Genomic DNA, 14,268 nt, shown 5'->3' on the forward strand with positions numbered 1-14,268 from the left:
GTGGGTTTTAATTTAGTTGGTTAATGTAGATTTTAAGCACCAATGAAGGGTACTTAAGGTATTTTCTCCGGCTCAAGAGGAGAAAAAACATGAAATCAACTTCGAAATACGAAATGATTCAACACATATTGACAGAATTGAAACAACCCGCGTATCGGTTCCAACAAATTGCGGATGCGATCTTCAAGCAAAGAATTGGTGAATATGACAGAATGACCATACTACCCAAGGGTATAAGAAACGAATTAATTAAGAACCTTGGCGAACACGTTTTGAACTTAACTCCTGTCATGCAAAAGACATCCAGACAAGTGAATAAAGTGCTTCTTTCCATTGAGGGCGGTGAACACATAGAAGCAGTTCAACTAAGCTATGAGCGCGGCTGGAAATCATACTGCATTTCCAGCCAGTGCGGATGCGGATATGGTTGCCGCTTCTGTGCTACAGGTACAATCGGACTGAAACGAAATCTAACCGCTGATGAAATTACCGATCAATTGTTATACTTTCATTTAAATGGTCAAGCCTTGGATAGTGTTTCGTTTATGGGCATGGGGGAGGCGCTAGCCAATCCTAATATCTTCGACACGCTTATGATTCTAACAGATCCACGAACCTTTAGCTTGGGGCATCGAAGAATTACAGTTTCCACCATCGGAATTTTGCCGGGTATCGATCGTCTGACAAAGGAATTTCCACAGGTTAACCTAACCTTTTCACTGCACTCTCCGTTCGACGAACAGCGGAGCGAGCTAATGCCCATTAACAATCGATTTCCGCTTAATGATGTGTTAAACAAGTTGGATCAGCATATTCGTGATACAGGTAGAAAAGTATATATTGCGTATATATTACTTCGAGGAGAAAACGATTCAAATGAGCATGCGGAAGCCATCGCTGCTTTGTTAAAGCACAGAGGTCCTTGGGAACACTTATATCACGTCAATTTGATCCCCTACAATTCAACCGACGTGACGCCTGAAAGCTTTCATCAATCAGACAAAGATCGAGTTCAAAAGTTTGTCAGTATCTTAAAGTCAAAGGGAATCAAAGTCACTGTGCGAACTCAATTCGGAACGGACATTGATGCAGCATGCGGTCAGCTATACGGACACAACAAGTTCATTGTTTCCAACGAGTTTTGAAACCTGGATTAGCTGCTCCGAGGAAATGTTTCGTATTGGCCGAGAGATTACTCTTGGATGCCGTTGATCTCCGGCAGCGGGAAAACAAAGGCTTAATCGAACAGAAAACGTTCATATACGTTGAGGATTCTTTCCAGATAATACACCAGCATGTTCTTGATTTAGCCTAGCTATTTGAAAGGTGCGTTTTTTCACCAATTGATCCTTTAGTCCAAGTCGGGGAAGGTTTCCTCACTTTTAAGAATGTAAAGTAGTCTCGACATTTGGTCTCAAGAATCAAATGAAAAATTCGGCAGGATATGAAAATATCGGTATCCTACCGCAGCATCTGCGGTCATGGCGCTTACATAGCGTGGTAACGCCGTATCTGCTGATCAAAATCGCCTAGACTTTCGGTCTCTTCATGCCGACCGAGCAAATGGGCATGACTATTTGGCGCACGGCCCAATGCAGTAACAGACCTTGCACATTTGTTGACCTGCATAAAATCCGTTATGCCGTTTTGCAAACGGGATACAAGAGTGGAGCAGCATGCCGCGGCAGTTGCTCCATTTTCTTTTACTTAGTAATTGGGTAGTTTAGTTACAAATAAAGGGAATAAGTAATTCAATAGAGAATACATTTAGCATAAAATATTTGAGAGGACTCCGTGTTGTCTAACGAATTGAGTCTTTCATTGATAGGAGAAGTGTAGTCTTATGGGTTCTCTGTTAAGTATGAAGGATCACTTGCTTTATTTACTAAGGCAAGTTGGAGTTCATTTAGCTGAAGATAAGTTTGTAATTGTAAGTGCTGGCGTATTTGTTCAGAATTTTATTGAAGCCGCACTACATTGTAATACTTCTAAATAAAGAGTTGATTTACGAACGCTTGTTAATTGTAGGGCATGACTCCGGATTTAAGGGTCTAGCCGGAAGAGGTAACAATTAAGGTGGTTTTTATTTGGCGCAAACCACACGATGTGGCCGTAATAATAGCCGTCTTTCCTGTACTCGTAGACATTCTAATAAGTGCTTGATCTTTCGATTGACTTCTAATATATTTCTCAACAACTTCTAAAGCGTCGAGTTGCTATGGACGTAGTTTTAATTTCAATTGTTGATACATATATCTCCCCAAAAAAAAATATCAACTACGATATTTTTTGTTATAGTTCGACAAGAAAAGAAGGAACCCTCCAGGATTCCAATAATTTGATATGTTAAACTATATAAATATGATGGCTTTAAAAGCGGAAATCAAAAGCTCGGTATGTATAGACATAAGGTTCCAATAATTTATGTAACACGGACCGTGTTCCCATAAATGGACAAATATCACTCTAGGCATGTGATCAATATCTCTTTCGTTGATCGCTTGGCCGGCATTAGATTGTGACTGATTTAGGTATAAACCGCCTCGGTTAGACAAAGTTCTTTGTCTGCCCGTAGAGTATTTTTGTATTGAATTCATCATTGTCTCGTCGACAGGTGATTTCACCTGCGTTTCCGTACTGAAGGAATCTCCCTCTGTTATATACAGTGAAGTCCATGCCCATTTGGTGCTGAAAGCTCTTAGGCTTGATCAGAGTCATTTTAATGCCTAGAGGATTAGTTTGCAGTGTATAATATACAAAAATATTGTATCTTTTCAAATTGTGCTTTTTCTCAATTAAATTGAAAAAATTCAAAGATGCCAAGGATCAGCATTTGTTATTCTCACTTATAAAGGAACAAGATTTCTTGTTTTATTACGGTTTTTAGATGATTTTTCATAAAAGGTGAGAATTTTTGCGCACTAAGTGATAATATTTCGTCATATATTGAGAATTGTAATGATATGCAAGATTATGAATATTTATGCATAAAAATCGATAGTCTCTTTACTCATAAGACAAATAAGCCTGTAGCCGCAACGTTTAACGGCTACAGGCTTATTCAAGTTAATAAGGATGCGGTATTATTAGAAATTAAAGTCTTAGACATTCATGCCGCTGATGCGGCACCATCAGATGGTGAAATAAAGTTATTTCAGGATTGACTGAAACAAAAAATAGTAGGCTGGGTGATCGCCACTCATCTCACTGGCAGAAGAAACACTATCGAGTTCATATTAATTCACCTTTTTATGGATACTATATATACCTATAGAGAATTACTATAAGTTGCAGCGTCGGTAAGAAAATCGTAAGAAATTCCGTATAGAAAAGTTAGGATCTTGTGATAAGCAACGAATAAATAACGCCTATGTGCTCGGTAAGATGAAACTACCGAGCATATAGGCGTTATTGACGTTTGATACGTGGCTTTGTTTTACGTTGAAAGCTTAAAACGAATCAATATCCTAAAATCACGACCTCAGGAGGCATACGATGAAAAGAATGTTATTCACAATATATTTCGGAAAACCGATTGAACATGACGTTTTCTCGATAAGTGTTGATGCGAGGAGATCCTTCTAATGTACCGTGACACTTGGGCGGAGATAGATCTAACGAAAATCCGCGAGAATGTAATGGAGATCCGCCAATTTCTGCCTGGTTCTACCAAACTGATGGCAGTTGTTAAAGCAAATGCTTACGGCCACGGAGATATCGAAACGGCTAAAGAGGCCGTTCAGGCAGGGGCAGATTATTTAGGGGTTGCCTTTATTGAAGAAGCTATCCGACTAAGGAATGCTGGTTTGAAACAACCGATTCTTATTTTAACTCCGATTCGTCCCGAGCTCACATCTCTGGCTCTAGAATATGATCTGATGCTTACCGTCACTCGAGCGTCGTGGTTTCAGGAGATGCGAGCACACAAGCCTGTCAATGCCCTGTATAAACTATATGTTCATGTAAAAATGGATACTGGACTAGGGCGCATCGGAATACGCACGATGGAAGAGTGGCAAGAAATCGTTCCCTGGCTGGCAGCACCGGATATCGTGGTAGATGGGTTTTATACGCATTTCGCCACGGCAGGTGAGGCAGACAGCAGTTATCTTGAGCTTCAAATCCAACGTTTTCAGGAAATGAAAGAATGGAGCAACATGTTGCCCATTCCCATCAACCATTATCACTGTGCAGGAAGCGTAGCAGCACTTCGATTCCCTGAATTGTCCATGGATATGGTTCGTATCGGAGCTGCCATCTATGGATTTTATCCTGAAATGCAAGTAACCAACATAAAATTAAAGCCGGCATTCAGTTTGCACAGTAGGTTAATGCAAACGAAAAGACTGAAAAAAGGGGAATATGTAGGCTATAACAATGCTTATCAAACAAAAACGGATCAATGGATAGGAACCGTGCCAATCGGCTACGCCGATGGCTGGACGCAAAGAATGCAAAATACGGAAGTGCTAGTGGATGGATGCCGCGCAGAAATTGTAGGCAAAATCTCCATGGATCAATTGATGGTGAAACTTCCTAAGTATTTTCCAGAGGGCTCAAAGGTTACTTTGATTGGTTGCTCGGGAGAACAGAAAATCTTAACTTATAAATTGGCCAACCATATCGGCAGCGTATCGCAAGAAATAACGAGTTCCATCACGGACAGAGTGGTCAGGATTTACAGAAAGAGTGGGGAGAGTCAGCATGAAGCCATCCGAAGCAGAACAACAGCATTTTGAAATCCGTGCAAGTAATGAAGAAATATTCAAAGGGCATTTAGTATTAATAAACTACCAAAACCCTATCAGAAGGCCAGTACATACAAATCAATTAGCGTCTTTGGACATCTTGCCTTCAATAAAGCAATTAAGCAAAGGGATGCTTTTGGAGAAGTATTGCCTTGATCGATTTCATTCTCTTCTTGAAGCTTGCGGGGGGATTGATAAAATTATCGCAGTCAGCGCATATCGAACGAAAGAAGATCAATCACAAATCTATAAAGATTCTTTTATTGAACGAGGCTCCGAATATACATCTAAATATGTAGCTTTGCCTGACCACAGTGAGCATCAAACGGGACTCGCGATCGACGTCGGTAGATTGAAATCAAAAATCGATTTTATTGCGCCTTCCTTCCCAGATACGGGCATTTATAGGTCCTTTAGGGTGCATGCCGCACAATATGGATTTATCCTCCGATATAAGCGAGAAAAAGAATCGATTACCCGCATTTCTCATGAGCCGTGGCACTTTAGATATGTAGGGTACCCTCATTCCAGGATTATGGAGGAAAACAATCTTTGTTTGGAGGAGTACATCGATTTTGTTCAGCTATACCGGTATTCTGGGGAGCAGCTAACTATAAAAGAAGAGAACATGACAACCAAGATTTATTACGTTCAGGCCAATGGAGAGACATCTACCAATATCCCGATCATAAAATGCGATTCTTACAGCGTATCCGGAACAAATCGTGAAGGATTCATTGTTACGGTTATCTCCAAAAATCTAGAAATCTAATATCTTCAGGAGGCTTATACAATGGACAAGAAGACAATTGCGGTATTGTTTGGCGGTTGTTCCAGTGAGTATGACGTATCTTTAAGCTCAGCAGCTTCAGTAATCGAAAACTTGAATACCGAAAAGTATGATCTTGTATTAATTGGAATTACACGGGAGGGCACTTGGCTTAGATATAGGGGGAATATCGAGGATATTCGTAATGACTACTGGCATACTCATTTAGGCTGTACGCCATCCTTTTTCTCGCCGAGCAGAGAGGTAAAGGGACTCATTGAGCTTGTTCATACAGAATATCATGTGACGCCGATTGATGTCGTATTTCCGGTGCTCCACGGCAAATACGGAGAGGATGGAACTTTACAAGGTTTATTGGAACTTTCGGGCATACCGTTTGTGGGATGTGATATGTTGTCCTCCGCGTTATGCATGGACAAAGAGCTGGCTCATAAGCTTGTGAAGGCCGAAGGCATCGATACTGCGCGTTCCCTTACGGTAGATAAGAGAGAAAGAATGGAAGAGGTCCTGTCAGCAGCACAATTGCTGGGGTTCCCGCTCTTCGTTAAGCCGGCTAGGTCAGGTTCTTCACTCGGTATTACGAAGGTTCACAACATGAAGGAGTTGGCCTCAGGTATAGAGCACGCCTTTACACACGACAACAAAGTTGTCATTGAACAAAACATCGACGGTTTCGAAGTGGGATGTGCCGTCCTGGGCAATTCTGATCCCATGATCGGTGTAGTTGACGAGATTGAACTAAACGGACATTTTTTTGATTATTCCGAAAAGTATTCCTTGAAAAGTTCGAAGATTCACTTGCCAGCCCGCATTGATGAGGATACGGCAAGCAAGGTTAAAGAAACCGCACTGTCTATTTATAAAATACTTGGTTGCAAAGGATTTGCGCGAGTAGATATGTTCCTGGCCACTGACGGAAGGATTGTTTTCAACGAGGTCAACACGATACCGGGTTTCACATCGAGCTCTCGTTATCCCAACATGCTCCAAGCTAGCGGCATGACTTATGCGAACATTCTTGACAAGCTGCTAGAGCTCGCTGATGCGGAGGACTAGAGTTATGGTGAACATGAACATCCGGCATAACAACGACTTTGACGGACAGTGGATATGATGACAACTAGAAACAACTACGGTGCAATCGATCATTTCAGAATCATTGCGGCAATTCTAGTCATTGCTATCCATACACGTCCATTATCAACTTACACCGTATATGGTGATTTTCTTCTCACCGGCATACTCGCACGACTTGCAGTGCCATTCTTTTTTATGGCCTCGGGCTTCTTCCTCTTTCGGAAGTCGTCTGAATCAAGCGGACCGAGTTGGAAAATGGTGCATGGTTATGCGTACCGGATAGGATTGCTTTACCTTCTGTCGATTTTGATTTATCTTCCAGTCAACCTGTACGCGGGGTATTTTAAAGCGTTCGGTTGGCTCGGTCTTGTGAAAGATGTTCTGTTCGACGGCACCTTATATCATTTGTGGTATTTCCCCGCACTGTTCCTAGGTATTTATTTGACGGTTTATTTATATAAGAAGGTTCCGTTTCCGCTTCTGCTGGCCATCACCGGCTTGCTGTATATGATCGGCCTGCTCGGTGACAGCTATTTCGGAATAACCATAATGAGCCCTACTCTACATGCCATCTATTCGCAGATGTTCACGATATTTGATTATACGAGAAATGGTCTATTTTTCTCACCGATATTCCTTGCATTAGGCGCAAGTCTTGGGATTCGGCCAGGATCTCTTCACTCGGTGCGAGTAAGCGCGGTTTGCTTTGCGGTCTTCCTGGGCTTGATGCTTGCGGAGGGGGTGCTGCTAGAACATCATGCATGGCCAAGACATGACAGCATGTATATCTTTTTGGTTCCTGCCGCCTATTACCTGTTCCAATGGCTCATATCGCTGCTCGGAAAGAGCAATAGGGATTTGCGTCAGATCAGCACGTGGATGTATATTGTCCATCCGCTAATTATCGTGCTCGTGCGCGGTGTCGGCAAGGTAACCGACTTAAGATGGCTGCTTCTATCGAACAGCGTCTCGCATTTTGTTTCCGTCACACTGTTGTCAGCCCTTGTTGCGATTGTTATCGCAAGAATTGGAGCCAGGAGAGATAAGCGAAACCGAAAAAATAAGAAAGAATCTTGCAGTATTTGAAAGGATATGAATCGAAGGTTGAAAGGAATAAGACGAACTCGAATAAAAAACAAGGACACCATGAACTTGAGAGTAAATGTATTTTATTTTGGCACATTCCTCTTATTTTGTACCATCATTATACGTCTGGCCATTCTTCAACTCGTAGAAGGACCTGGCCTGAAAGATTTGGAAACGATCGGACAGGTCAAAAATTACCCGCTTGAGCCGGTCAGGGGCAGCATTATCGATGCTTCGGGAACACGACTTGCTTATTCCACGTCAACGCAAGCATTGTATATTACGCTCCTCAAGGACTACAGTTCATCTGATATAGGAAAGAAGAATCGGGTGGAGGTTGAAAAGCTAGCGACGGAAATCGTCAAAGTATTAAATCAATATATTGAAACTACAGCAGACAAACTGACGATCGAAGACGTGATGAAATCGATGGATCTTGATTATAAAATGCAGCCTGGTTATGCACCACGTCGAATAAAAGCAAATCTTACAGCTAGAGAAGTTGCTTATTTTATGGAGCATAAAAGTAAATACCCTGGCATTGAAGTCGTAGAAGAAAGTGGGCGGCAATACAACCCTGATAAAGTTGCAGTCCAGACGATCGGCTATTTGCAGGAGTTTCGAGGAACGAAGGAAATCAATAAATATAAAGAGTTGGATGCAAAGAACAAGACTCTGAAGGACCCGGGGCTTATGTATACGGAGCGGGAGAAGGTTGGGGTAGACGGATTGGAGATGATGTTTCAGGAAATGCTGCGTGGAAAGAACGGCTACATGAGGATTCCGGTTAATCCGCGAAACATGGTTGACGGCGTGCCGACGATGATATCCCCCGAGAAAGGCTACAATGTTCATACGACTATCCATAAGGATATTCAGGTAGCTGCGCAACAGGCCATTGTCGATCAATTACAATGGCTTCGTACCCATCCCGTTTCGGGAAAATTACATCCGAGCGCCCAGACGGGCTATGCAGTAGCCCTCGAAGTGGATACAGGCAACGTCGTAGCTATGGCCAGCATACCTGACTATGATCCTAATGTATGGGAACACGGTTCCGATGATTGGAGCACCGTATTGAATCACTACAGGAACGGAACCATATCACCTTATTCCTCCGGCCGATCCGGTAACAGATTAGAATCACTGGTGTTGCTGGGATCTACGGTCAAGCCGTTAACCGTATTAATTGGGCTCAATGAGAAATTGTTTGGTCCTAACGATCATTACAACGACCAGGGGGCTGCTTTTTTTGGAAAGGATAATTCAAGAGTTCGGAACGCCGGGGGAAGAGCGTTTGGAGAGATAAATGCCAGACAAGCAATTGAGCATTCCTCTAACGCTTTTATGGTCGATTGGATCGGGGAAAAGCTCTATGCCAAGTATGGATCCCAATCCATTGAAATTTGGGACAAATATATGAAGGATTTCGGTTTAGGCGTTTCGACTCAATCCGGGTTGCCCTATGAGCACGTTGGAACCGTCGAATATAATAATATTGAACAGGCAGGAAGTTATTTGGCAGCTATGGCGTATGCATCATTCGGTCAGTCGGGGAAATATACAACCCTTCAATTGGCGCAATATGCAAGCACCCTAGCGAATCGAGGTGAGCGCATCAAGCCGCAGCTTGTCAGCAAGATCGAAGATCAAAATGGCCAAGTCATTAAGCAATACAAGCGCGAGGTATTAAATACAGTAGTATTTTCCGAGCAATATTGGGAGGAAGTGATAGCCGGTATGAACACGCAGGGACTTCGAGCGTTTGACGATTTCAAATTTGATTTTGCACGAAAAACAGGTACATCGGAGCAAGATATCTACGTGGACGGTCAAAGAAAAAGGCTAGAGAATGGTGTTTTCATTGCTTTCGCCCCCCGTGAAAAACCGAAACTTGCCGTCGCTGTCGTCATACCTGAAGGCGGTTATGGTTCAAGCGCTGCGCCAGTGGCCCGAAAGATCTTCGACGCCTATGATGAAGTTTACGGACTGGATGGTTCACCCAAACTCCTAAAGGAATAGCTCATTTTCGTTTACTAGAGGGAATTCATTCATTCGTGCAACGGCGAATCCCTTGGCATATAATAAACAAGAAAGGGGTAATCAAAAGTGAATATCCATTTTCAAATACAAGATGGAAGAATGTGAAATAGCAAGTGGATGTAAACATTTTAATCGTAGAAGATGAAAAAGACATCGCAGATTTATTGGAAGTATATTTGAAAAATGACGGTTATGTTGTTTATAAATTTCATAGTGGGACAGAAGCATTGAAGAAAATTGAACAGATGGAATTCGATTTGGCCATTCTTGATGTTATGCTGCCTGATATTGACGGATTCAAGCTATGCAGCAAAATTCGCGAACAATTTTTTTATCCGATCATTATGCTTACAGCCAAGGTAGAAGATACGGATAAAATAACAGGACTTACAATCGGTGCAGACGATTATATTACAAAGCCGTTCAACCCTTTGGAAGTGATGGCGAGAGTAAAAACTCAATTACGCAGGTATAAAAGATATAACGAGAAAAGCCAGGCTTCAGTAAAAGAACGTGCAGAGTATGATATTCGAGGGCTTGTGATCAATAAAGAAACCCATACTTGTACCCTATATGGTGAAGAATTGACATTAACACCAATGGAGTTCTCGATTTTGTGGCATTTATGCGAGTACCAAGGAAAAGTTGTATCGTCTGAACAACTTTTCGAAGAAATTTGGGGCGAAAAGTTTTTAGACAACAATAATACGGTGATGGCACATATTGCAAGACTGCGTGAGAAGCTAAAAGAGCCTGTACGAAAGCCAAGATTCATCAAAACTGTATGGGGAGTTGGTTACAAAATTGAATGAAAAACAGATAAAAAAACGCATAACAAAGCGAATGCTTCAGCGATTTCTAATATCGTTATTAATCAGTTTCACATTAATTTTTGGTGCCGCGCTTTTCTTCATTTGGTTTTATCCATACCTACCTTTCTCAAATTACAACTTATTCAAATTGGGTTTCATTGCATTCGCTGCAAGCCCCTTTCTCATCGTATGTATTCAATGGAAGCAACTTATTTCTTATTTATCTTCGCTTGCCGCTAGGTTAGAATCGATTGACAATCCAGATACACAAAAAATCGTCTTACCCTCTGTTTTAAAAGAGGCAGAAGATCAAATCAATCAAATAAAATCAAGCATAAAAGAAAAAGATAACATTGCGCGGCAAGCTGAACAACGAAAAAATGATTTAGTGGTGTATCTAGCGCATGATTTAAAGACGCCTATTTCCTCCATCATTGGCTACTTAACTCTGTTACGCGATGAAAAACAAATCTCTCATGAAATGCATGATCGCTATATCCAGGTAACATTGAAAAATGCTGAACGTTTAGATGAATTAATTAACGAATTTTTTGATATTACGCGATTCAATTTGGCGCATGTTTCGCTAAATTATAGCACCGTTCACTTAAACCGAATGCTCGAACAAATGCTTTTTGAGTTCCATCCCCTGCTTTCAGGCAAAAATCTCACGTATCGTTTAGATTTACCAAGCGAAATTGAATTGACGTGTGACGTAGATAAAATGCAACGCGTATTTGATAACTTATTACGCAATGCTGTTTACTATAGCTTTGATCATAGTGAAATTCAAATTCATGCTAATTTATCGGATTCCACGGTGAAGCTTTATTTTATGAATAGCGGGTATACCATTCCGCCTGAAAAACTTGGGCGCATTTTCGAACAATTTTATCGATTAGATTCCTCACGATCAACACAGTATGGAGGTGCCGGACTCGGCCTAGCGATTGCAAAACAAATTGTTGAATTGCATCATGGCCGCATTTCGGCATCAAGCTCTGACAATCAAATATGCTTTTCCATAGAGCTGCCCCGTTCGCAAGAAAATCGTAAGAAATCCCGTATAGAAAAGTAAGGTTCTTGTTAGCGCAACGGATAACAAGCACCCTTGTTCCCGGTTCAGCTGTATATTTATGCAATAGTAAGTAAGGAACCATACTCTTAAAAATATACATTGGCGGAAATACTACTGTATTATCGTGAATAATACGTATACAAGCCAATTTGCCTGTTAGAGGATTTGTCGATTTCTATGAGCCAATATGGATGCTGTTGAACAAATCCGTACTCTCTTATCATTTTTTATGAGACATAATTCTAATAAAAATAAGGATTTTCAGTCTTTCATTTGGCAGCTTTCGTGATCCATCATAATTCCCCCATCCATAAACAACCAGCCCACAGCAATTAATGCTGTGGGCTCTTTTTTTGTGCATTTTCCAAGATTTACACAATCAATATACCGATCTAACATTCTATTTACGCTTAATTGCTAAAATTATCCTATTGTCCCCAGTGACGAAAATAAGATTATAGAAGGAGATTAGGATGAGATTAGTAAAGTACATAACAGCTATGCTGCTGACTTTTCTGTTGGCGGTGGGGTCTTTGAATTTGGCAGGACCTGTATTGGCAGCGGAGTCTTCGGATGCTGCGGTATCCGTCAGCAAGGTGACGGTTACGTTCAATGGCGACCCCAAGACCTCCAAGGGGTTCACGTGGTATACACCAAAGGCTTCTCAAGACAGCACTGTACAGGTTATTGAAGCGACCTATGGAAGAGCGGAGTTTGACACCGGCCTTACGTTCAAGGGAATAACCCAGGTATCTACAAACTCTCCTCTGGAAAATGTGCACAAAGCGGAAGCAACCGGCCTCAAGGCAGACACCGCTTATTATTTCCGCGTGGGGGACGCCGCGCTGAATGTGTGGAGTGAAGCGGGAACGTTCAAGACGGCGCCTGCAGGCGGAGCCTTCACGTTCATCGACCTAGCTGATACGCAGGCGAAGAGCGAGGATGAAGCGATCCTTTCCTCCGAAACGTTGTCCAAAGCGTTGGCGACGGTTCCGGATGCTGACTTTGTGGTCCATAACGGCGACATTGTCGATAACGGAATCAAGGAAGAACAGTGGAACTGGCTGCTGGGCCACTCCCGGCCAAGCCTGCTGAATACAACGATTGTGCCGGCTGCGGGCAACCATGAAGACGAGAACTATGCGTTCTTTGAGCATTTTGACATCAAACCGGTCGCAGGCTCGGCTACAGAAACCGGAGCGTATTACTCCTATGATTACAGCAACGCGCATTTTGTGGTGCTGAACTCGAATGAGAACTCGGAGGAGTATGCGGATTTCTCCAATGCCCAGGTAGAGTGGCTGAAAAGTGATGTGAAAGCAGCCAAAGCGGCGGGCGCCCAGTGGATTATTGTGAACATTCACAAGGGACCGTACACGACATCGAACCATGCGACCGACAGCGACATCATGGGACCAAACGGAGTGCGGACGAAGATCGCCCCGCTGATGGCAGAGCTGGACATTGATTTTGTCCTTCAGGGGCATGACCATATTTACGCCCGCACCAAGCCGATTAAGAGCGATAACACCGCTGCCGCAACCTCGAAATTCATCGAATCGCAGAACGGCAAATCGGTGGAATACACGGTAAACCCGGATGGCACGATCTATCTGATCCCGGCGACAGCGGGACCGAAGGTCTATTACAAGAACCAGAAACCAGAGCTTGGAGATAAGTATTACGATCTGTTCGAGCGTGCGGAAGAAAATCATGCGGCGAAATACGGCCCGGACCCAAGCGACGCCACCCGTCCAAAACGCAGTCAGGTACAGAACTTCGTCGGCATAACGATTGATAGCGGCAAGCTGACGGCATTTACGTATGAAATTGACCAGAATGTGGATAAAGCTGCGCCGTATCTGGTTGACCAGTTTGGTATTCAAAAAATTTCCAATTCCGGTAATAACGTTGACACCCCCAACAATACTGAAGGTGGAGGAACGAAACCGACCGCGCCAACAACACCGACGGCACCAACAACACCAACTACGCCGACGGCACCAACGGCACCAACAACGCCGGCGCCAACCAAACCAGCGGTAACACTGAAGGATATTGACGGGCACTGGGCAGCAGTTGCAATCAACAAGGCCGTAGAGCTTGGATTTGCCAAAGGATATGCGGACGGGACCTTCCGTCCGAACCAAACGGTCAACCGGGCAGAGTTTATTACTCTCCTGATGCGTGCTGTGAAACATCCGGATACTGGGAAGTCACTGGGCTTCAAAGATGCGGGCAAAATTCCGGCTTGGTCGCAATCCTTTATCGCGCAAGCTTTGGACGCGGGTATTATTGCTGGCTATAACGATAACACCTTCCGTCCCGATCAGGTCATCACGAGAGCCGAAATGGCGGCGATGATTGTCCGTGCTGGCGGGGTCGAAGTGAATCCTAAAGCGGCGCTGACTTTTGCGGACGCCAAGGATGCTCCGAAATGGGCGGTTCCTTATATCGCAGCGATTAAGGATGCGGGGCTTGTGAACGGAATCGGTCAGAACCGGTTTGCTCCAAATCAAAGTGTTACAAGAGCGGAGGCTGTAACCATCATTCTGGGGCTGCTGCAGCAGCGAGCGGAATAACAGCAGCTTTCCACAAACGGGGCGTCCCATAAGCCATGTAATGGCTAGGGAC

Annotated in this window: 11 protein-coding genes; all 11 read left to right on the plus strand. The window is 43.2% G+C overall.

Translation table 11 applies throughout. From position 1 onward, the window contains the following. Positions 1-89: 89 nt before the first annotated feature. The 11 genes from KP014_RS14515 to KP014_RS14565 all read left to right on the plus strand — a co-directional run bounded on the left by KP014_RS14515 (position 90) and on the right by KP014_RS14565 (position 14,216). Positions 90-1,145, plus strand: a complete 1,056-nt coding sequence (locus tag KP014_RS14515) for a Cfr family 23S rRNA (adenine(2503)-C(8))-methyltransferase (protein WP_036588885.1) — start codon at positions 90-92, stop codon at positions 1,143-1,145. Positions 1,146-1,843: 698 nt separating this feature from the next. Beyond that, the gene (locus tag KP014_RS14520; RefSeq protein ID WP_175491961.1) at positions 1,844-1,996 is read left to right on the plus strand and encodes a hypothetical protein; all 153 of its coding nucleotides are present in this window, start codon (positions 1,844-1,846) and stop codon (positions 1,994-1,996) included. Positions 1,997-2,963: 967 nt separating this feature from the next. Beyond that, positions 2,964-3,164: a hypothetical protein gene (locus tag KP014_RS14525; protein ID WP_036588890.1), complete on the plus strand. Its 201-nt coding sequence runs from the start codon at positions 2,964-2,966 to the stop codon at positions 3,162-3,164. A gap of 420 nt (positions 3,165-3,584) precedes the next feature. Beyond that, positions 3,585-4,739: an alanine racemase gene (alr, locus tag KP014_RS14530; protein WP_036588892.1), complete on the plus strand. Its 1,155-nt coding sequence runs from the start codon at positions 3,585-3,587 to the stop codon at positions 4,737-4,739. After that, positions 4,705-5,520, plus strand: a complete 816-nt coding sequence (locus tag KP014_RS14535; protein ID WP_063619430.1) for a D-alanyl-D-alanine carboxypeptidase family protein — start codon at positions 4,705-4,707, stop codon at positions 5,518-5,520. Before alr ends, KP014_RS14535 begins: the two co-directional genes overlap by 35 nt. A 21-nt stretch (positions 5,521-5,541) precedes the next feature. Further along, complete coding sequence (vanG, locus tag KP014_RS14540) at positions 5,542-6,594, plus strand: D-alanine--D-serine ligase VanG (RefSeq protein ID WP_036588895.1); 1,053 nt, start codon at positions 5,542-5,544, stop codon at positions 6,592-6,594. Between the two features lie 54 nt (positions 6,595-6,648). Beyond that, on the plus strand, positions 6,649-7,701 hold the full coding sequence (locus KP014_RS14545; protein ID WP_090834701.1) for an acyltransferase family protein: 1,053 nt from the start codon (positions 6,649-6,651) through the stop codon (positions 7,699-7,701). 60 nt (positions 7,702-7,761) lie between these two features. After that, complete coding sequence (locus KP014_RS14550; RefSeq protein ID WP_343222990.1) at positions 7,762-9,723, plus strand: peptidoglycan D,D-transpeptidase FtsI family protein; 1,962 nt, start codon at positions 7,762-7,764, stop codon at positions 9,721-9,723. Positions 9,724-9,857: 134 nt separating this feature from the next. Then, the gene (vanR, locus tag KP014_RS14555) at positions 9,858-10,556 is read left to right on the plus strand and encodes a VanR-ABDEGLN family response regulator transcription factor (RefSeq protein WP_036588900.1); all 699 of its coding nucleotides are present in this window, start codon (positions 9,858-9,860) and stop codon (positions 10,554-10,556) included. Then, entirely contained in the window at positions 10,549-11,634 is a 1,086-nt protein-coding gene (locus KP014_RS14560; RefSeq protein WP_051499365.1) for a sensor histidine kinase, read from the plus strand. The genes vanR and KP014_RS14560 overlap by 8 nt, the downstream gene beginning before the upstream one ends. 473 nt (positions 11,635-12,107) lie before the next feature. Continuing rightward, positions 12,108-14,216: an S-layer homology domain-containing protein gene (locus KP014_RS14565; protein WP_090834698.1), complete on the plus strand. Its 2,109-nt coding sequence runs from the start codon at positions 12,108-12,110 to the stop codon at positions 14,214-14,216. The last annotated feature ends 52 nt before the right edge of the window (positions 14,217-14,268 follow it).

It is taken from the genome of Paenibacillus sophorae (assembly GCF_018966525.1).
GTDB lineage: Bacteria > Bacillota > Bacilli > Paenibacillales > Paenibacillaceae > Paenibacillus_AQ > Paenibacillus_AQ sophorae.